General features: G+C 32.4%; 15 protein-coding genes and 6 pseudogenes. 14 read left to right on the top strand and 7 right to left on the bottom strand.

What is annotated here, in order from left to right; all coding sequences use genetic code 11:
* Positions 1–17: 17 nt before the first annotated feature.
* From JFU23_RS03510 to JFU23_RS03500, 3 genes and pseudogenes are all read left to right on the top strand, one after another.
* Positions 18–536 (top strand): annotated as a pseudogene (locus tag JFU23_RS03510) (IS6 family transposase); the annotation flags it as partial.
* Positions 537–823: 287 nt separating this feature from the next.
* Positions 824–1,357, top strand: a pseudogene (locus tag JFU23_RS03505) (RNA polymerase sigma factor).
* Positions 1,347–2,174 (top strand): SH3 domain-containing protein, encoded by an 828-nt coding sequence (locus JFU23_RS03500; protein WP_201031384.1) that lies wholly within the window; start codon positions 1,347–1,349, stop codon positions 2,172–2,174. Before JFU23_RS03505 ends, JFU23_RS03500 begins: the two are co-directional and overlap by 11 nt.
* Before the next feature lie 47 nt (positions 2,175–2,221).
* Here the strand turns inward: JFU23_RS03500 and JFU23_RS03495 are convergent, their stop codons facing one another.
* Entirely contained in the window at positions 2,222–3,946 is a 1,725-nt protein-coding gene (locus JFU23_RS03495; RefSeq protein WP_201031383.1) for a peptidoglycan D,D-transpeptidase FtsI family protein, read from the bottom strand.
* Between the two features lie 1,429 nt (positions 3,947–5,375).
* On the opposite strand from JFU23_RS03495, the pseudogene JFU23_RS30440 reads away from it, so the two are divergent.
* The 9 genes and pseudogenes from JFU23_RS30440 to JFU23_RS03455 form a co-directional block, all read left to right on the top strand.
* Positions 5,376–5,594: pseudogene (locus JFU23_RS30440) on the top strand (ABC transporter permease); the annotation flags it as partial.
* 15 nt (positions 5,595–5,609) lie between these two features.
* Positions 5,610–6,604 (top strand): annotated as a pseudogene (locus JFU23_RS03490) (VanZ family protein).
* Positions 6,605–6,821: 217 nt separating this feature from the next.
* A pseudogene (locus JFU23_RS03485) lies at positions 6,822–7,591 on the top strand (ABC transporter ATP-binding protein).
* Positions 7,563–9,505: pseudogene (locus JFU23_RS03480) on the top strand (FtsX-like permease family protein). The pseudogenes JFU23_RS03485 and JFU23_RS03480 overlap by 29 nt, the downstream one beginning before the upstream one ends.
* 445 nt (positions 9,506–9,950) lie before the next feature.
* Positions 9,951–10,655: a response regulator transcription factor gene (locus JFU23_RS03475; protein ID WP_201031382.1), complete on the top strand. Its 705-nt coding sequence runs from the start codon at positions 9,951–9,953 to the stop codon at positions 10,653–10,655.
* Positions 10,655–11,641, top strand: a complete 987-nt coding sequence (locus tag JFU23_RS03470; protein WP_201031381.1) for a sensor histidine kinase — start codon at positions 10,655–10,657, stop codon at positions 11,639–11,641. The genes JFU23_RS03475 and JFU23_RS03470 overlap by 1 nt, the downstream gene beginning before the upstream one ends.
* A 143-nt stretch (positions 11,642–11,784) precedes the next feature.
* On the top strand, positions 11,785–12,555 hold the full coding sequence (locus tag JFU23_RS03465; protein ID WP_307838473.1) for an ABC transporter ATP-binding protein: 771 nt from the start codon (positions 11,785–11,787) through the stop codon (positions 12,553–12,555).
* Positions 12,530–14,500 carry an FtsX-like permease family protein gene (locus JFU23_RS03460; protein ID WP_201031379.1) on the top strand — a complete coding sequence of 657 codons (1,971 nt, stop codon included), beginning with the start codon at positions 12,530–12,532 and terminating at the stop codon, positions 14,498–14,500. Before JFU23_RS03465 ends, JFU23_RS03460 begins: the two co-directional genes overlap by 26 nt.
* Positions 14,501–14,536: 36 nt before the next feature.
* Entirely contained in the window at positions 14,537–15,280 is a 744-nt protein-coding gene (locus JFU23_RS03455) for a lipoprotein BA_5634 family protein (protein ID WP_201031378.1), read from the top strand.
* Positions 15,281–15,539: 259 nt separating this feature from the next.
* Here JFU23_RS03455 and JFU23_RS03450 read toward each other — a convergent pair whose 3' ends face one another.
* The 5 genes from JFU23_RS03450 to JFU23_RS03430 form a co-directional block, all read right to left on the bottom strand.
* On the bottom strand, positions 15,540–15,854 hold the full coding sequence (locus tag JFU23_RS03450) for a DMT family transporter (protein WP_201031377.1): 315 nt from the start codon (positions 15,852–15,854) through the stop codon (positions 15,540–15,542).
* Complete coding sequence (locus tag JFU23_RS03445) at positions 15,854–16,195, bottom strand: DMT family transporter (protein ID WP_201031376.1); 342 nt, start codon at positions 16,193–16,195, stop codon at positions 15,854–15,856. The genes JFU23_RS03450 and JFU23_RS03445 overlap by 1 nt, the downstream gene beginning before the upstream one ends.
* A 149-nt stretch (positions 16,196–16,344) precedes the next feature.
* Positions 16,345–17,196 (bottom strand): IS3 family transposase, encoded by an 852-nt coding sequence (locus tag JFU23_RS03440; protein ID WP_201031375.1) that lies wholly within the window; start codon positions 17,194–17,196, stop codon positions 16,345–16,347.
* Between the two features lie 23 nt (positions 17,197–17,219).
* On the bottom strand, positions 17,220–17,540 hold the full coding sequence (locus JFU23_RS03435) for a helix-turn-helix domain-containing protein (protein ID WP_002134894.1): 321 nt from the start codon (positions 17,538–17,540) through the stop codon (positions 17,220–17,222).
* 388 nt (positions 17,541–17,928) lie between these two features.
* Positions 17,929–18,297 carry a hypothetical protein gene (locus JFU23_RS03430; RefSeq protein ID WP_201031374.1) on the bottom strand — a complete coding sequence of 123 codons (369 nt, stop codon included), beginning with the start codon at positions 18,295–18,297 and terminating at the stop codon, positions 17,929–17,931.
* A gap of 333 nt (positions 18,298–18,630) precedes the next feature.
* Here JFU23_RS03430 and JFU23_RS03425 point away from each other — a divergent pair, with 333 nt between their 5' ends.
* Positions 18,631–18,792, top strand: coding sequence for a hypothetical protein (locus JFU23_RS03425; RefSeq protein WP_000441003.1), 162 nt, complete (start codon positions 18,631–18,633; stop codon positions 18,790–18,792).
* A gap of 286 nt (positions 18,793–19,078) precedes the next feature.
* Positions 19,079–19,477 carry a DUF1259 domain-containing protein gene (locus tag JFU23_RS03420; protein ID WP_242483482.1) on the top strand — a complete coding sequence of 133 codons (399 nt, stop codon included), beginning with the start codon at positions 19,079–19,081 and terminating at the stop codon, positions 19,475–19,477.
* A 242-nt stretch (positions 19,478–19,719) separates the two neighbouring features.
* Here the strand turns inward: JFU23_RS03420 and JFU23_RS03415 are convergent, their stop codons facing one another.
* A complete protein-coding gene (locus JFU23_RS03415; RefSeq protein ID WP_201031373.1) occupies positions 19,720–20,316 on the bottom strand; it encodes a hypothetical protein in 597 nt (198 codons plus the stop codon).
* Between the last annotated feature and the right edge of the window lie 412 nt (positions 20,317–20,728).

Here is a 20,728-nt window from a genome sequence, read left to right as displayed (position 1 = left end):
AAAGGTGCGTAATCCATATAGGAAGAGAAAATATATTCAAATGGAAGCATTATCAACCAAACATCATTTTATTAACGGTACGCTGGTACCTGTAGTACAACCTAAGCTTTCGTGATTTGGTCGAAATGATGGAAGAACGAGGTTTATCTTTGTCCCATACCATCATTATGCGTTGGGTTCATTAGTATAGACCTGAATTGGACAAACGAATTCTTCGTCACCTCAAGCAAACCAATGATTCTTGGAGAGTTGATGAAACATTTATAAAAGTTATAGGGCAATAGATGTACCTGTAACGTACTGTTGATTCGAAAGGCAACACAATCGATTTTTGTCTAAACAAAACAAAAAATCAAAAGGCTGCAAAGCGCTTTTTTAGGAAAGCTTTGCGGCCTTTTTATGATTCAAAGCCACGTGTAATAACAGTCGATAAGAATCCGGCTTATTCTATAGCAATTGAGCAGTTCAAAAAAGAAAAAGGCATACCTGATGGTATGCAACTTAGACAACAAAAGTACTTGAATAATATAGTAGATGGACTTGTAGCATAAAATACGATTCCGTTAGAAATATATATTTTATTCTCTTTTACTTTGTTTTTGCACCAGAACCAAAATAAAAAGGGAGCAAGAGGAGCTACGTAACCGTCAAGAAAAAATAAAGAAAGAGGAAGAAGAACGACAACGTATTCAAATACAGAAAGAGCAGTTATATAGAAAAAAGAGCTATGGAACAAATGAGACTTGTATCATGTCTATCTATTGAAACCATATTAAAAGTGAGGGCAGTTTTATGTTTATTCAAATAAGTTTGAGGTGTGGAAATGGAACAGAAGTTTATTGAAAAATGTAATCATGATGAGCTTGACTATGTTATAAAAGACTATTGGCAAGATGTATGGAATTATTCATTTATTATTACGAAAGATCCACATTTATCAGATGACATCACACAAGATGTCTTTATAAAGGTTTTTTAACATTGGCATTCGTTTCGAAAGGAGTCATCTATTAAAACGTGGATATTAAAAATCACAAGGAATACGGCAATAAACTATTTGAAATCCTCTTATTTTAAAAGGATATCTTTAGTGGGGTTTTTTAGTGACGACAAGCAGTCTTCCTCGGCAGAACAAGAGTTTTTTAAGCAAGAGGAACTAAATGAAGTGTGGGATGTTGTATTAAAACTACCTAAAAAACACCGTGAAATACTAATATTGGACGCGAAATATGAATTATCTTATGAAGAAATGGCTGAAACATTAGGTGTATCAATTGGAACAGTCAAATCTAGATTAAGTCGAGCGAGAAGTAAAGTTTCAAAACTAATAGGGGAGGGTAGAAGTGATGAACAGTAAAAAAAATCCTGACTGGTATAGTAAATTGAAAAAAGGCCCAATGGAGCATCGGAAAGATGAAGCAGAATTTATTTATAAAATAAAGCAATCGGTATATCAAAATAGTGAAGTAGATTCTGTAACAAATAAGAGACCATTTCGTAAAAAAGCATTGCCTGTTGCAGTTGTGTTGGTTTGTACAATGTTATTTTTTATTGTTCAACAACCTGGGCTTGATGATAATAAATCACCGGTACAAAGTAGTACACAAATTAAGCTGAAAACAAAAGATGAGTCTGCTCAAGAGCCATCATTAAAACAGTTTATGAATGATTTATCTCGAATTACAAATTCAAAAAATGAAAATGATTTGTATAGGGCATTAAATGATGAAGTTCTATTTAAAGGGAAGAGTTATAAGAAGGATGAATTGAAATTTGATGAGGATTTGTTTCATGAGTTGCAAGTCGCTCTTACAATGGGGGGAGAATTTGCAAATGATACAAAGAAAGTATATAAAGTACCAAGTGGAATGACAGAAAGTAACCAACCAAAGCAAGCGCATTTTATATATGTAACTGTTACTGGAAATAAAACGAAAATTTTAGCTGAACCAAAACGAGAATCACAAGTTTTATATGAAGTATCTAATGAAATGGTAAAAGCTTGGATTCCAGAAAAAGAGCAGAATGATGGATATATAAAAATATCGACATTTAACGGTAATAATGGGTATGTACAAAAAGAGTATGTTTTAACTGATATTAAATATTCATTCGTGTTCGAAAAGGATCATGAAGGCATGTGGAAAATAATAGATATAGATTCTATATGGTAAAAGAGGAAGGTTCACTTTAATGAACCTTCCTCTTTGTTTTTATTTTCTTATTGAAGTGTATGCCAGAACTCTAAAACTTCTGCTGTAACGAGAGCAGCGATGTTTTTTTCTGAATTACTACCAGGAATAACGACAGAAATGGCGATTTGTGGATCTTCGGTAGGAGCATATGAAATGAAAAGAGAATGATTTATCATTCTTTCTTGCTCATTCGGAGAACCGGTATTACCCGTTTTACCTGCGACATGAAAGGGTAAATTTTTAATCTCCTCTATATTTTGACTCATTCCACCTTGCACGACACTCCAAAATTCCATAGGATAACGATTTGAACTTTCTAAAATTGGTTTAAACTTTTTTGTTTCCTTACCGTCCTGATTCATAATAGCACTTACGATTTGAGGTTTATACTTATCACCTTTACTTGCCAAAGTTGCTGCATATTGAGCGAGTTGAAGAGGGGTATGCACTTCATTTCCTCCCGAAGAGGCATTTAATAAAGCGGAGATTCCCTTTTCAAACTTATTAGATGGATGGAATTCATATTGACCGTCTTCTTCAAAGGGTAAATCAATCCCGGTTTTAGAACGTAGGCCGAATTGCATTAAATAATCTGTCCATATATGTGCCACTTTTTCTATATTCCCATTATTTTGGTTGAATAAGGGCAGAGCTACTTTTGCTGTCATAAATGTGTTAGATGAATTAATGATAGCCTGCCTTGGTGTAATCTCACCTGTTGGCGTTCCAGGTGCATTCGTAATGTTATTTTGATTATCATACTGAAAAGTACCCTTATCTAAATAAGTATCTTCGGGTTGAAAAAGCTTTTCGTTTAATCCAATTAAAATAGTAAGAGGCTTTATAGTAGAGGCCATATTCACATAAGATTCACCATACTTTAATTTTTGAATTGCCTTATTTTGCGAAAGTGATTTAAAGTTTTCATTTTTAGATGATACATGTGTATGTAATGCATTTGGATTAAATACTGCCGAGTTGGCCATAGTTAAAATTGCGCCAGTGTTTACATCGGTTACTACAACATAACCAACTTTAACATCAGGTATTTTCTTAATTTGAGATCTTAATGCTTCCTCTGTTTTTTGCTGCAATTTCGAGTCTAAAGCCAGCCGGATATCTTTTCCTTTTTGTACTTTTTGAATATTCCATAAGAACTTTTTATTATTCATTTTAAAAATTAGAGTTTTTCCGGGTTTTCCTTTTAAATCATTCTCATATTGAAGCTCAATCCCACTTTTCCCAACAGGTCCACACTTAGAATTAAGGTCATTTTCTACATACCCAATTAGCTGTGAACCAATTTCGTGTTTAGGATAATATCGAATCCATTCATCTTTAATTGTTACATTATTGGGTTTTTTTTTGTTTATGAATGTAAGTTCACTCTCGTTTATGTCAGAGTATAACGGTATATCATTCATAGTCTGCTTTTTACAAGATTGTTGTAATTGTGAATTTATGTCCTCTGCAGAAATGTCATGTTGAAATTCTTTTGAAAATTGATTGAAAAAAGCTAATGTGTTTGATGTATCATGATCCGATAGCCTTTCATCATTAGAAGTGCAATATAAAGACTTAACTTTCTTATTTGTAGCTAGTATTACACCATTTTGATCAAATATTTTTCCTCTTTCAGCTGAAGAAGTTGCGATAGTAATTGAAATAAAGTTGATTTTTAATAAAATTAGTAAAATCAAACCTACAATAGAAAGAACCGCAAAAAATCTCCATCTTTTTGTATGTAACATATAACCCTCCCTTATGTAGTCTAATTCATCTTATAGTTAATTATTTTTTTTGTAAATGTGGAACACTTTTATTATTTAGGTTATCTATTAAGTATTACAGCATGAAGAAAGGAAAAATTAGTATGAAAAGTTACTAGCAAGTCTATTTATAAGTTTAATATGAGTTATTATACAGTTTAGCTGTTCTAATGTAAGCAACAAAAAAATAGAGAGAAAAACAAGAAAGGAGATTATCAATTACGCTGCTGTATCCTATGCCCATCAAGCTAATATTTTGAGGAACCCCCAAAATAAAAAAATATCTCTTGACAGTTATTTATGTAAATTCAGCTCGTATTTTTGAAGATTATCGTTTTCTTTAACGGCATGAAGATTTTATCTTATTCAACCTTGTTGAAAATTACTTCCCTAACGAATAAATCCTACATCTTTTGCGAGCCTTTGAAGAATCTGAAGTCATAAATGATGGTGTAATTCCTGAGAGAATAGTTGAAACTGTTTTGCTAGTGAAATATCAATAAAAACACCATCCTTTTCATTGACTCTACTAAAGAGAAAGTGTAAATGTTCTTTAGGAAATATATACTTAAGTAAATTAGCACGTATATTCTATTTGGTAGTTATAGAAAAGCAAAAATAAAGATAAATTCTATATTAAAAGAAGGATTTTGTTTATTACGTTGACTCAACTATAGTATTAGGTGACATGGGACAGTAGGAACCCATGTTGGCGTCATTTGCTAAATGTAATTCCTTTTGCAGCGCAGTGCCTCCTTATACAAGTGGGCTTTTTTGTTGTAAACACATAATATATATGGAGGCATAAGAGAGATGACGGATGAGTATAAACACTTAATTTCGTATGTAGATAAAATAAAAGAACTTAATTATAGTACAGCTTGCACATTAATAGTTATACATAATGATAAAATTCTAGTAAACCATTATAACGGAAGGCATTCAAATGTTGTTTCATCATCTCAAAGAGAACTTGTAGTAATTACTACAAGTTCTCTTTGTTTTTCTGATAAAACCGAAAGTAAACTTTTATCTAGTAGTTTACTTGCATACTATTGATTTTTATACGTGTTTGGTAAAAAAACACAATGAGTTGCAAAAAATACTATACCGAAATCTAGTTCGGTATAGTATTGTGCATATAAAAGATCCCACTTTGCTATATCCCCCAAAAAGAATCATTGCTCCGAGGATTATAAACTGTATTTTCAGAAACATTACGAGCGTGTAAGAAAAATGTAAGGTAATTCAATATGAGAAAAATAATCTAACTAATACAATGAATAACAGATACATTCATGAGAAAATCTGTGTTGGGATATTAAGTTGTTTTAGTTCTTAAAGCATTCGACCAATTATTGTAGTTTAAATAAGGAAATATGAAACTAGACCATGAATTGTGACAAGATAAATGATGATTCTATTTTTCTTACAGATTGTAGTGGCTATAATTCACAGCAATTTTGCATTTCTAACTTTGCACCAATTAGGGCAAATAACAAATAGGGAAATGTCTGTGATTCAAAGCTCGATTGTTGTATTAGTAATCTATATTTGCATGCAAATTATTTACTTCATTATTATTAGAGATCACTATATAAAATGCATATGTACAAAATTATATTCATAAAAACAGAGGTGTAAAATGAACATTATTTTCAGTCTAATCGCTAGTTATGCGATTCCTATGATACTACTCACATTTTTGTTACTACTTGTATTTGTTTTTAGTTATTTTGTAGTATACAAAAAGATATGTAAAAGAGAAAAAAACTTACTGTAAAACAAATTATATTGTTTGTTTTAATAGCGGGATATTATTCCCTTGCATTATCAGCTACTTCATTTGGTCGTTCAGATGATATGGCCTTTGCAAGAACAATTGACTTTGATGTACTTAGTGTTTATAAAAAAGCATGGAATACATTTTCATTTACTTCCTTCTTCCATATCTTTGTGAATATAGGTATGCTTTTTCCGTTAGGAATTTTATTCCCTTTATTTAGTAAGGTTTTTCAAAAAACAAAATGGATGTTAATCATCTCAATTATAGCAAGTTTATTGATTGAAATTCTTGAATTTACACTGCAACGAGGAAGTATGGAACTAGCAGATTTACTTCATAATACTTTAGGTATGATGCTAGGATATTCTGTGTTAAACATAGTTCTTATATTTTTGAAAAAAAATGAAACAGATACAAAAATAATCAAATATTTATACCTTCCCATTACAGTAAGTTTCGTCGCACTCGGAATAATGATTTCGTATCAAATGAAGGAATTTGGAAATATGCCTATTGATCCCATTACAAAAACTGATATGTCTCAAGTTGTTATAAAAACATCAATAGAGTTAAAAGACGAAGGGAAAAAAATGCCTGTTTACAAATATTACGGTACAAAAAAATCACATGTTCGAGATGTTGAAATTCTTTCTCCAAAGGAAGCATTTCAAAAACTGAAACAAGGAGACTTCGATCCTATAGTATCTTTCAAAGCAGGTGATACATTATCCATTATAAAATATAGTATAGATTACTACACTGATACAAAAGGTTTCTCTCAGCCTATATATGTTTTTGAAGTACACTTAAATGGTAAAGATAGTTGGCTTCAACCTATTTCCGCAAAGAAATAATGTAAATTTGGTTCTGTTGCAAAGTTTTTTAAGAAATATTTTGAAGAGGCTACTAGTACTGGCTGTAATTCATGATACATCGAAAAGGCGGAGTCTGTTTGAAGACTTTGCCTTTATTTGTATAGTGCTTGCAAGGGTACGGAAATGATTTAGGGGATAAGGGGCATCATCTATCAAATCTCATTTTTATTGTGTAAATTTGGAGGGGATTCCTCATATGAAAGTAGTAAAAATAAAAGTGAAAGATCTTAGTAAAGAATATACAGGAAATGTTTCACACATGGCACTTTCAAATATTAATTTAACAATTACAGAGGGAGAATTTGTTGCGGTTATGGGTCCTTCGGGTAGTGGGAAAACAACGTTATTGAATATGATATCTACTATTGATTCGCCAACATTAGGTAGTGTATTCATTAATAGTAAAAAACCATATCAACTTTCGGCAAATGATTTGGCCTTATTTCGCAGACAGGAATTAGGGTTCGTTTTTCAATCTTTTAACCTGCTGCATACATTAACAGTAAAAGAGAATGTGGTTCTTCCGCTTGTATTAGATGGCATGAATGTGAAAAGAATAAATAAACGAGTAGAATCTATTTTGGGGAAATTAGGTATTAACGAAATTTTAAATAAACGAACATATGAAATATCAGGAGGACAAGCGCAGCGAACAGCGATTGCCCGTGCACTCATTCACTCTCCTAAATTGGTTCGCCGACAAGAAACTTAGATTCTAAAGCCTCTCAAGACGTAATGGAGATATTAACACTATTAAATAAAGAAGAAAAGGCAACAATGATGTTAGTAACGCACAATCCAGTTGCTGAAAGTTACTGTGACCGCATTATTTTTATTAAAGATGGACAGCTATACAATGAAGTTTGCTACAATAATGATCGCCCATTATTTTATAAAAATATTATGGAGAGTCTTTCTATGTTAGGGGGGAATAAATATGACTTTTCGACAGCTCGCATTCAATAATGTTTTAAGGAATCAACGAATATATCTTGGTCATTTTTTTAGTAGTACATTTGCGGTATTGATTTTTTTCACTTATGGACTACTTATCTTTCATCCGAACCTACAAGGCGAACTGACTCATGTAAGTACCATCATGAGTACATTTGGGAGAATAGGATTTCATTTATCGTATTACTTAATCTTTGTCTTTTCTTTTTTATTTATTTTCTATTCTGTTAGTGCATTTTTAAAAAATAGAAAAAAGAGTTTGGATTATTAATGTTACATGGAATGTCTCATCAACAGCTTCATCGATTAATTTTTTTCGAAAATATGTTGATTGGAATCCCTTCTATAGTAGTAGGCATCGGACTTGGGATGGTTTTTTCTAAATTATTTTTACTAGTTAGTGGGTCTTTATTAGGAGTAGAGCAAACATTAGCATTTTATTTTCCATTAAAGGCAATGCTAGTAACAGCAATGTCCTTTTTTGTTTTATTTCTACTCATTTCATTGTTTACATCAAAAATGGTGAAAATGAATGAGCTTGTAGAACTTATAAAATCAGAGGAAAAACCAAAACCAGAGCCGAAAGTCTCTGGTTGGATATCTCTGTTGGTACTTATTTTATTTGGGGCAGGTTACTCCAGCGTTCACTACAGTATCGTCGCGGTGTATTACATGGATTTAGATCAATTATTACTACTTGTAGGAGTGGGCGTCTTATTAATTGTATTTGGAACCTATTTTTTCTTTAATCAATTGTGTGTCTATGTGTTATATACTTTAAAAAATAAAGAAGCTACATTCTTTAAAAGAACCAATCTCCTTGTTATTTCAGAATTAATGTATCGAATGAAGGATAATGCGAGAACGTTCTTTATCGTTACAATTATATCTGCCGTTTCTTTTACAGCAATTGGAGTTTGTACAGCTATTGGAAATCCAGAATTAGCAAAACATGAGACCCCATATGCATTTACGTATCGATCGGATAAGGGGAATATACAAGAAAAAGCCCATATTGAAGAGATAAAGAAGCAATTAAAAGAATATGGATTTTCTTATAAACTTGTTGCAACAGAATTTAAAAGGACATTAAACGGATTGGCGTTAATTAATCTATCTACGTATAATGAATATGCAAAACAATTAGGGTATGACATAGAGAAATTAACAAATGAAAATGATAGCATTGCAATACGACTAAATAAGAACGAGAAAAGTGCGGAGGATATAAAAACTTTTGAAATAATACATGGTCAAATAGAGGTTCCACTTTCTGTACAAAAAACAATTTATATCCCAGAATTATCGTTAATCGAAAAGCCTGTTATTGTCTCTGATGCTATTTATAATAAGGTCCAAAATGCTCAACAAGAAAACGTACTTCGAGATTACACGATATACGGTTTTATTGTTAAAAATTGGTCTGAAACGAATGCAGTTTCTACTAAACTTATGAAGATTATTGGTAAGAATCAAGATGATTATTATATGTTTTCATCTTTGTATTTAAGATGGCTTGAATTAAAGCAACAAAACGGATTACTTTCTATCTCAAGTGTAATGGTGGGGATTGTATTTTTCGTATTTACGCTAAGCTTTTTATATTTCCGTCTATTTACTGATTTAGAACGGGATCAAGAGCAATATCAAATGATTTCAAAATTAGGTTTAAGCCAAAGTGAGTTAAAGCAAATTGTGACAAGACAAATGATGCTACTATTTTTCTTACCGATTGTAGTGGCTATGGTTCACAGCAGTTTTGCATTTCTTACTCTGCATCAATTAGGACAAACAGTAAGTAGGGAAATGTCCGTTATTCAAAGCTCAATTATTGTATTAGTAAGCTTTATTTGTATGCAAATTATTTACTTCCTCATTATTAGACATCACTATTTAAAACGTATATGTACAAAAATGTATTCATAAAAAAGATAGGCAAAAAATTAAATGTGCATACTCAATCACTAATTATGGTTGGCTATGCACATTTAGAATGTTAAAAATATACCAAGGTTAATAGTATTTGTTGCGATGCATTTTGATTTTCTTGGCTTAATCAGTTGTCAGTGGCTCAAAAAAAGGAATCATGGTATTACCCCTTTTAGATAGCACTAATCGGTATAAAATTTATAAATTTTTTAGTTAATATGTAAATTGGATATTGTATTTAATGAAGCGCCCTGTAAGCAGGGTGCTTTTTCAATTATATCCTACTCATCCAATTGGAGAATCAACATACTATTTTAAGTAAAGAAAAATGGGTACTTATTGCATTTTAGGGGGATATAAGATATCATCTTTTTTAAATAAATAAAATATAAAACACTAAACGAACTTTAAAAATTACCCCTAAATTAAAGGAGATTACGAAATGAATACAATCATGATTGTAGAAGATGATATGAAAATCGCTGAATTACTGGGAACTCACATAAAAAAATATGGATACCAAAGTGTTATTATAGAGGATTTTGAAAATATCTTAGCTACATTTCAAAAGATTAAACCAGATTTAGTGCTATTAGATGTAAATTTGCCTAATTTCGACGGCTATTATTGGTGCCGCCAAATACGAGCTATTTCTACTTGTCCAATTGTATTTCTATCTGCAAGAAGTGGAGAGATGGATCAGGTTATGGCTTTAGAAAATGGTGGTGATGACTACATTACGAAACCTTTTTATTATGAGGTTGTAATGTCTAAAATCCGTAGTCAACTCAGAAGAGCATACGGTGAGTATGCTCCAAAAGTAAAAGAACGAATAGTTGAGCAATCAGGGTTAATCCTGTTCCCAGAAAGAATGGAACTTCAACTAAATGATAAGACAATTTTACTTACTAGAAAAGAAACAACTTTATTAGAAATATTGATAACAAAGTCTCCGCTCCTTGTAAAACGTGAAGTGATTTTAGAACAACTATGGGATAGTTCATATATAGACGAGAATACATTGAGTGTAAATATAGGAAGAATTAGAAGGAAATTGCAAGATTTAGGTATTGAAAACGCACTGGAGACAGTTCGTGGTGCTGGATATCGTTTGCATGCTACTTGGGAGAGGGAAGGAAAGGAATAATGAAATTATTTTTAAAAGAACATATTCCACTCATTTGTTATACATTTGCCCAATTGCTTATCATTCTTTTTATATATTGGTTTGATGGTTATCCACATGTTTTGACAGCATTATATTCTGTATTTTTAGGTGTTTTTTTATTAATGGGTTATTTAATATATCGTTATTATAGTCATCGTTCATTCTACAAGCGTCTATCAACACCAATGGAAACGTTAAATGAATCAATTAAAGATAGTGATTTGACTCCGTTATCAATGGCCTTAGAAACATTACTACAAACTCAATATCAATATTATCAAAACCAATTAAAAAAATGGGAACGAAAACAACAAGAACAAATGACTTTTATGAATCAATGGGTTCATCAAATGAAAACACCTATTTCTGTCATCGAACTAATTACACAAGATGCAGATGACTTTCGATTTGACAGTATTAATGAAGAAACGGAACGAATCAAAAAAGGATTAGAGATGGTGTTATATGTTGCCCGATTAGAAACATTTGAACAAGATTTTCATGTGGAAAGAGTGCAATTATTAGAAATGATTGATTCCGTTATTCATGAAAATAAACGTCTGTTTATACGTAGTTATGTGTATCCAGAAGTAAAAGTGGATCCGATTCTTACTGTAGAAACAGATAAGAAATGGTTTCGATTTATACTCAATCAAGTGCTGTCGAACGCAATTAAATATTCATCAAGTAAGAAAGAGAAAGTAATAATATCAGCGTATACAAAGGGACGTGCAGTTATTTTGGAAGTAAGAGATTATGGAGTGGGCATTCCTACTGCTGATTTACCACGTGTTTTCAATCCATTTTATACTGGAGAAAATGGTAGGAAATTTAAAGAGTCTACGGGAATGGGATTATATCTTGTTAAAGAAGTATGTGAAAAATTAAATCATAAGATTGAGCTAGAATCTGAAGTAGGTAAGGGAACAAAAGTTAGAATCGTATTCCCATATGCCTCTCGTTAACCGATGAAAGGTAGACTTTTCATCGGTTTTTTCTTTTGAATCTTACAAACTTGTTAGATAAATGTTAGGGAAATCGATATGAGACATACTATATATAGGTTACACTTCATGTATCGAAAAGAGAAATGGAAGGTGAAATACTTGTGGAGATACTACATGTTTCAGATTTAGGGAAAGTTTATTCTGGGGAAATTTCTTATACAGCATTATCCCATATTGATTTAAAAATAAACAAAGGTGAATTTGTAGGAATTATGGGACCATCTGGGAGTGGTAAAACAACGCTATTAAATATGGTTTCTACTATAGATGCTCCAACATCAGGAGAAGTATTAATTCATGGAGAAAATCCATATCTGTTATCTCCAAATCAGTTGTCTTTATTTCGAAGACGTGAATTAGGGTTTGTTTTTCAATCATTTAATCTCCTTAATACATTGACAGTGAAAGAAAATATTGTTCTTTCACTTACGCTTGATGGTGTAAGTCCTAGAGAAATGGAAGGAAAAGTGGAAGCTATTGCTGAAAAACTAGGGATAACTGAAATATTAGATAAACGTACGTATGAAATTTCTGGTGGACAGGCACAAAGAACAGCAATCGCACGAGCTACTATTCATAATCCGAAATTATTACTTGCGGATGAGCCTACAGGAAATCTGGATTCAAAATCTGCTAGTGATGTGATGGAATTATTGACAAGGCTTAATAAAGAAAATAGCACAACGATGATGTTAGTGACACATGATGCAATGGCTGCAAGTTATTGTGATCGAATTGTGTTTATCAAAGATGGACAGCTATACAATGAGATTTATTGTGGAGATAATCGCAAAGTATTCTATCAAAAAATTCTAGAGGTTTTAGCATTATTAGGAGGAAATGCAAATGACTTTTCGACAGTTCGCATTTAATAACGTCATTCGAAGTAAACGAACATATTTGGCTCATTTTTTAAGTAGTACGTTTGCTATTATGATTTTCTTTACTTATGCATTACTTGCATTTCATCCTAATTTACAAGGCGATCTTGCTTCCAGTGTAACAATCAATACATTCGTAAAGTCAGGATTACAGATATCGCAGGGATTAATATTTTTCTTCTCATTCTTCTTTATTCTATATTCTGTAAGTGCATTTTTAAAAACAAGAAAAAAAGATTTTGGAATTTTAATGCTACACGGGATGTCACGTTCACAGTTGAATAAATTAGTATTTATTGAAAATATAATAATTGGTATCGCTTCTATTTTAACAGGAATTACAATTGGGATGGCGTTCTCTAAGTTTATTTTAATTATGAGTAACAGTCTGTTACTTATTGATAAAGGGCTCCCATTTTACATGCCCTTTAAAGCTATTGGAATAACGTTTGGAGCCTTCTTCTTACTATTTTTATTTATTTCACTTTTCACTTCTCGACTAGTAAATGTAAAGCAATTAGTAGAATTAATAAAAGCAGAGGAAAAGCCAAAGCCTGAACCAAAAGCATCCTTTGGGCTATCTTTATTCGCACTTATTAGTATTGGATTAGGATATACGGCTGTTTTCCATAGTGTTAACGCAATTCATTATAAGGATATGAAATATGTATTATTCATGATGGCGACAGGGGTGAGCTTTGTTGTACTTGGAACGTACTTCTTATTTACACAGCTCAGTGTGTATGTGTTACGTGTATTAAAGAAAAGGGAAAATATTTTCTTTAAGAAAACAAACATACTCACCATCTCAGATTTAGTGTATCAATTAAAAGATAATGCAAAAATGTTTTTTATGGTCACTATTATATCTGCCGTTGCCTTCACTGCAGTAGGGACTTGTATGGGTTTAGGCAATTCGTCCATGGCTGAATCGGATAATCCTTTTGCATTTTCTTATAAGTCCTATGATAATAATCAGTTAGAAAAAGAACATCTAAAAAAAATAGAAAGCGAACTCCATGATGGTGAATTTAAATTTAAACGGGTTACTTATTCAATAAAACAAGTGCGAGATACCCTCTATAATAGTAATGTATCATCAAGCGTTATAAAATTAAGTGATTATAATAAGCTAGCTGAGGCATTTGGCTTCGAAGAAGAAAATCTAAAAGGTGAAAATAGTAGTTTTGTTATACCTTCGAGGAAAGTTGCTAATACAAAATCTAATCAAAATAACTTTCAATTGTTGTATAGAGATATAAAAAAAGATATGCATGTAAATAAAATACTTACTCCGAAAGAATTACAAGATACAATGGTAACGATAATTATTGTACCAGACGCTGTATATAATCAAATGATAGCGGATCCAGAGAATTACCATTTTGAAACCACTATTAATGGTTTTATTGTGAAAGATTGGGAGAAAACAAAAAAAGTTGCGGAAAATATTGTAGCTGCTTTTCAGAAAGATAATACAAGTAAAATTGAGGATATAGTAGACAACGAAAAATATACATTTTCGACTTTAATTCTTACATGGATAGTGATGAAGCAAAGTTTTGGACTTGTATCTATCATGAGTGTATTAATAGGCATTGTTTTCTTTACGTTTGCTGCAAGCTTTTTATATTTCCGATTATACACAGACTTAGAACGAAATCAGCAGCAATATAAAATGATAGCAAAAGTTGGTTTAAGCAAACCGGAATTAAAGAAAATTGTGTCACGTCAACTTGCATTGTTATTCTTTTTACCAATTGCAATAGCAATTACACATAGTACGGTTGCTTTTATGGCCTTACAAAAGTTAGCCAATTTTTCAGTCTTAGGTAGTTCCGTTATGGTATTGATTTGTTTCTTAGTTATGCAAATTATATACTTTTACTTTGTTCGTGCTCAATATTTGAAAAAAATGTATAAAACAATCATTTAATTCAATTCAAAAAAATAAAAATAAGGAGAATATAGGATGAAAAAAAGACTTGGGTTATTAATAGTAGCTGGTATTTCGATTACCGTGTTAGGAGCATGTTCATTATTTGGTACAAAAGAATCTCCAGCAAATGGAATTTCAATAGAAGTAGGAGCGATAAACGAACAAACAAGAAACTCTATAATTGACTCATACAAAGATATAACAAGCTCACAAGACCTATATCAATTAAAAGAAGGGACGATAGATAATAACAAGCTCGACATAAAGCTACCGACTAATTTTGGGGATTCTATGGATACTGCTACTAGTAATTTACTATTTATTAGTAGAACAACTGCTGAAAAAATGAATAAAAAGGGACTTATACGCGAAAGGGATAATAACAAGGGGATTCTATCTTCAGACCCTCTTGATTCGTTACCAAAAATAGAAAAAGATGAAACTATCATATTTGCAAATAAAGAATATAAAGACTTGAAAGAACTAACATTTGATAAGAAAAAAATGAATGTTCAATATAAAGGGGATGTATGGCTATCTCCATATCGTGGTGGATCCAACGAAATCCTATTAATTGTAGATGATACATTATTTAAAGAAATAAATGGAAAAGAAAAAACTAGACAGATTCTATTTTTTAATAAATCTTTTGGGAATCTTAATTTAGAGAATCAAGGGAAAGCATCAGAATTAAGAAAGGAAATAGATAAAGTGAATACGGCTTTAGGTACTGAGGACAAGAGAGCCGTTAATTTTGTAAATATTACAGAAAAGTAAACAAATATTTCTATATAGAATAGAAAAAGTTAAAACCTATTAAACGATGAATGAAAGTTCATTTATTACTTTTTTTAAATATGATTATTTTTAAGGATACAAATAAGTGGACTTGATTTTTTAGTCATAATAAAAAAATCAAGTCCACTTTTGAAATTATAACCATCATCTAAATTTACAACCTTGTTTTCTTGTCTCTAAACGTACAATTTTCCCGCAATGATATGGTGCCCCCTCATAGTACAATCTAAAAAATCATTTATGAAACGAGTTTTAAACCTATTGCAGCACCTAAAACCATACCTATAAAGATAAGTCTTCTCCAGTCTTTTGATTCGCCATAAAAAACCATGCCTAAAATTGCACCTCCAGACGCACCAATTCCAGTCCAAATTGCATAAGCTGTTCCCATAGGTAGTATTTCCATTGCGTAGGCAAGAAATATAAAACTTAATCCAAATCCGAGAATTAACAAAGCTAATGATTGCCAATTTCGATCCTTATGCAATTTATTTATCATAGCAACACCAAACATTTCAAAAAGACCTGCTAAGATTAAAGAAATCCATGCCATTAGGATTCATCACCTTTCTGAACTTTGTCATCAGTAACTAATTTCAAGCCAATTACTCCAGCTAATAAAAATAAAATCAAGAGTACTTTTCCCACTTTAAATGGTTCACCAAAGAACAGGATTTCAGAAAAGACAGTTCCAGCTGTACCTAATCCAACAAAAACAGCATAAACAGTTCCCACGGGAAGTTTTCTTCCTGCCATGATCATTAAATAAAAGCTGAAAAATATAGCAATGATAGTCCCCGTCCAAGTCCAAAAGTCACCAGCATTTTTTAAACCAATAACCCAAAAAATTTCAAAGAAAGCAGCAATAAATACTTTAATCCAGTCTTTACTCATCTAAAAGACACCTCCAATTTTATTCTTTACCAAAAAAAACAAAAAAAGCCTAAGAGAAAACTGTTAAACAGTTTCTTCCAGGCTTTTATCCTTCCGTGACACAGTAAAGCTGTGGTCTTATCCCTGTCAAGTAGACAATATTAAAAAGACTAAGCAACCATCGAGATTCGATATTCTATCGGAGCTCGGTGGTTGAGTCGTTTTTGGAACCGTTTATAGTTATAAAAATAAATATACTCTTCAATTGCTTGTATTAAATCTGCTTCTGTTTTAAAATGATTCAAATACAACATTTCCGATTTAAAATGGGAGAAAAATGACTCAATACAGGCATTATCATGGCAGTTTCCTTTGCGAGAGTGGCTGCCAATGATACCTAAACCTAAAAGTCGTTTGTTGTAGGCGTGAGATGTGTACTGGAATCCCTGATCTGAATGGAGAATGGTTCCACGCACATCTCTTTTTTGTGCCAACATTTCAATTGTATCTAATACAAGTTCATTATCGTTGCGCTTGGATATTTTCCAAGAAACAACTTCGTTATTATAAATATCTTGTACAACAGAAAGATACCGAAATCCCTCTTGGAATCGTAGGTAAGTAATATCTGTAACAAGCGCTTCATTTTGTTGGCGATCTTTGAATTCACGGTTTAAAACATTCGGAAAAACATTGGAATAGTTCCCTTTAAAGAAGCGACGCTTCTTTCGAATAATAGATTGAATGTTGAGCTCGCTCATTAAGCGATATACTTTTTTGTGATTTATAAAGTATCCCTCTTCCTGTAAAGCGATTTTCATACGTGGATAACCATATTCCTTGTGCCTTACATGAATAGATTGTATTACTTTTTTTAATCGTTTCTCGGATTCTAGTCGTATGTTTTTCATACTTTTTGTATGAATCCACTTATAGTAACTTGAACGATGTACACCCGCAAATTTCGTAAGCCATATAACTGGATATTTCCCCTTTAATGATTCAATGATATGATATCTCACCGTATATTTTAGTGCACCTCCATTTACAGATTCGGATACTGCTTTTTTAAATATTCAACCTGTGCCTTATAGTAGTCACGTTCCTCTTCAATCGTCTTAAAATGAACGCGTTTGCCTTTTAGAGGATTTGATATACCTTTCATTCCACCATTTTTTCCACGAGTATCTGTAATTTCACCAGATTCTTTATATTTTTTCACCCAATTTTTTAGTTGTGTAGAGCTTCTAATCTGATATTTTTCCTTTATCATATTATAACTTCCTTCTCCGTTTAAATAACTTTGAACAGCCGCTAACTTTAATTCTTCTGAATATGTAATAAATGTTGAACCTTTTTTAGTCATGAAAAATCCCCTCCAAGTAATAGTGTAACATCCATGTATGTACATGGTCTTGTTACACTGTCTACTTAAAGGGGATAATATCAATGTCTAATATGTACGGTCCTATTTTTATGAATGCATGAAGTAATCAGTAAGCTGTACCTTTCCCTTTTCACGCAATTACTTATTTTCTTCCTCAAACCTTTTATTCTTTTTCTCTAACTTTTTAATTCTTCTTTTAAGAAAAGCAATGACGGCGTTTTGAATGTTCTCGTTTTGTGTAAACCTAGGGTCCACAAATACTTTTTCTTGTTTATTTCGCAAGAATTGATGTGTTCTTTGAGCTCTGTTTGGTTATACAGTGTGGTTTTACTACTCCGGCTTCTATTTGCCACACTCTTGAAGTAAATTATATTTTTCTACGTACTAAATAAAAAGATAAGGACCCCATAATAACAGGTGCAACGAAATCAAAGAAATGGGAAAAATTAAAAGGAAAAAGAAAAAGAAATGGTATAAGTGTATAGATAACTGCTTGTCCTATAAATACAGGAATTCCAAATTGAAACTCTCTACATCGTTTGATTTTCCTGTATAACACTTCCCCAATTAGACAAGCTACAAGAGCCGGTATACTACCATAAGTGACGATCGTTTTAATGAATCCTAATACAACGTTCGGGTGAATAAAGCTAGGATGAGAAATATATGAAATCAAGAACCATCCAAAAATAAAAGCAAACAGACTTGCAGCATAACTAATTACAAATTTTATCAACGTTAATCATCCTCACAGTTTTCTAATATTAACTCCATTGTATGACATAACGCATCATTAACAGTAGTCAATGATGCATATAATTTTTGTTTTTGGGGGATTTGCTTTTCTTAGCTTGATAGCGATGGGGTGAGTCATAAATTGTGGAACACATTCTTAAGTTATTATAATATGAAAAAATGAAATTCTCCTTCTGTAATTTATTCAAATGGATCAATCTCCGTATCTTATGAATGCTCTTCAATAAAACATAAGCAAAATGATTAACTATCCTATGCAAGAAAGTTAGGCTAGTTAATCGCATATGTTTTATTGAAGGGATGTGATTGAACTATGGAACGACCGAATTGGGGAATTGGAGGATTAGTATTCGTTGGCTGCATGTTTCTTGGCGGAGGAGTGGGATCTATATTAGGTGATACCCATGCTGGATGGCTAATAGGGATGGGGGCTGGATTTATTGGGATGGCTTTAACGAGACTGATCAGAAAGTAATATAACGGGATTCTTCTTCGGATAAATAAGGAAATATGTATGTCAGTAATTCATGGTATAAGAGCTCTATAAATTATAGTTAGAACCTTCTCTTTTCTAAATTTCTCCATACATAGATATGATTCTCAAGTCGGGGGATGGCACCTTAGGGTGTTTTTTTTGTTCTCTAAAAATGTTTTACCATATAATAGAATTCGTTAGATTCCGATAATCTTTTTTGTAATAGAATAGATTCATTACCGTTTCAGACCTAAGTATTCATTCATAACCTAACAGTAAAAGGGGGATGATTCAAGGTATGGCGTGTAATGATGAATTAATTTGTCAACAGTTTGCAAGGATTATCGGTGGCCAAGAAGGATTCGCCGGTGGAAAATGCGTGGCTACAATAAATCGGGATGAAATACAAGCAACTATCTTAGGAAAACGTTTTAGAGTAACAACTTCCTTCTCATTCGAATCACGAGATAATAAAACTGGACGAGCATTATGTTTAGGCCGGGTAGCGCTATTGCAAAGAGAAGTCAATGGGTTTGTTGCTACAATTATTAAACAAGGAATAACCGTTTCGTCTATACACAATGAGTGGTTATGTGATGAGCCGAATTTAATTTATGTTAATATCGAAGACGTTGATGATCCGCTAAGTTTCGCAAGGAAAGTTAGAAGAGCGTTATGCAATTAACCGATTTATTTAGTTAAATGAGTGAGTATGTTGGTTAGAATATTTCAAATTGTTGAATGGTTTTATAAAGTGAAAGAAGACGTTCCATATTTGGAATGTCTTTTCTTGATGTTTTTATAATTTGAAAAACGAGGAAACGAACTTGGAGGGAGTATTGGGGCCATGTTTGAGAAGAGTAAATCAATGGAAAAGGAAATGGTCTTTAAGTCTGGGATATGGACCTATCCTCCCGTTCTAATTAACTAAAAGAAGAACTTCCCCATACCGATTAGACTACTAAGCATTCCGATTCCATTCATGGTGCCTTTTCCTGCTGTCAGTAAGTTTCCAAGCATTCCTGGCTGACCGTTATTCCCCCAGCCCATAGGACTTCCCTGTCCTCCCCATCCTGGAGGATTTCCAAAAATACCCCAGTTATTATTGGTATTAAAATGAAAAGGCTTGGCTGGCGGCGATAGTAAAGCGGCAAGATGACCTTGTGCGAACATCCCTGTATGATTGAATGGTTGAGCCCAGGGTAAGGGAGGTTTTTGAAAATTAAAACCTGCATGGCCTTGTAATGGAGTCCAATTAGTGGGATGTCCTTGGGGCATCGTCCCTGCATAATAGATTGGCTGACCTAAAGAGAAGGGAGGGGGATCGGGATTGAAACCTGTATAATTGACTGGTGAATCCCAACCAAATGGATAGACTCGACAACTCCAATTCTCAGGAATCTTCAAATCATTCATTCCATCAGCTTTAGCTATTTGGGGCTGTAAATATAATGATGACATTGCAATTTGGTTATTATATTGCTCCCCGTTTCCATTTGAATTCAAATACCAATATTGGTGCATAAGCTTATTCCCCTCACTTTAAAAATGTAATGTTAGACTTAGCCTATGTAATATTCCTTTTTATGGATGGTTACATAACTAGATTTACAAGCCCGTATTTAAAGGAATGGGTGTGTGGTCTTGTTGATTTATTCTGCTATTTGTGGACAGTAAGACACCGTCCCCTCAAAATTCAGCGAAAGCAAAAAAGTTAGATGGGGGGCTTTTAGAAGGGTATTTTCAGTTGCTCCTTTTGTTTATTTCAGCCTAATTTAATTTCGGTTAACAAACATGTTTATAAAGGTTTAATCAACAAAAAAAATTAAAATGTTATGTTGAGCAAGTAGAATTGCTAAAAAGAGAATACCCATTCGAAGAGTTTGGCAAAATACTGCAAGGACAATGTATTCTTGTGCAGATATGCAAAAGATTT

Origin of the sequence: Bacillus sp. TH50 (genome assembly GCF_016650565.1) — a bacterium.
Classification (GTDB): Bacteria; Bacillota; Bacilli; order Bacillales; family Bacillaceae_G; genus Bacillus_A; species Bacillus_A mycoides.
This window is presented reverse-complemented; position numbering and strand designations above follow the sequence as displayed.

Coding starts and splice junctions, on each gene's coding strand:
- JFU23_RS03500 (WP_201031384.1), top strand. CDS start 1,347: ATGAACAGTAAAAAAAATCCTGACTGGTATAGTAAATTGAAAAAAGGC.
- JFU23_RS03495 (WP_201031383.1), bottom strand. CDS start 3,946: ATGTTACATACAAAAAGATGGAGATTTTTTGCGGTTCTTTCTATTGTA.
- JFU23_RS03475 (WP_201031382.1), top strand. CDS start 9,951: ATGAATACAATCATGATTGTAGAAGATGATATGAAAATCGCTGAATTA.
- JFU23_RS03470 (WP_201031381.1), top strand. CDS start 10,655: ATGAAATTATTTTTAAAAGAACATATTCCACTCATTTGTTATACATTT.
- JFU23_RS03460 (WP_201031379.1), top strand. CDS start 12,530: ATGACTTTTCGACAGTTCGCATTTAATAACGTCATTCGAAGTAAACGA.
- JFU23_RS03455 (WP_201031378.1), top strand. CDS start 14,537: ATGAAAAAAAGACTTGGGTTATTAATAGTAGCTGGTATTTCGATTACC.
- JFU23_RS03450 (WP_201031377.1), bottom strand. CDS start 15,854: ATGGCATGGATTTCTTTAATCTTAGCAGGTCTTTTTGAAATGTTTGGT.
- JFU23_RS03445 (WP_201031376.1), bottom strand. CDS start 16,195: ATGAGTAAAGACTGGATTAAAGTATTTATTGCTGCTTTCTTTGAAATT.
- JFU23_RS03435 (WP_002134894.1), bottom strand. CDS start 17,540: ATGACTAAAAAAGGTTCAACATTTATTACATATTCAGAAGAATTAAAG.
- JFU23_RS03425 (WP_000441003.1), top strand. CDS start 18,631: ATGGAACGACCGAATTGGGGAATTGGAGGATTAGTATTCGTTGGCTGC.
- JFU23_RS03420 (WP_242483482.1), top strand. CDS start 19,079: ATGATTCAAGGTATGGCGTGTAATGATGAATTAATTTGTCAACAGTTT.
- JFU23_RS03415 (WP_201031373.1), bottom strand. CDS start 20,316: ATGCACCAATATTGGTATTTGAATTCAAATGGAAACGGGGAGCAATAT.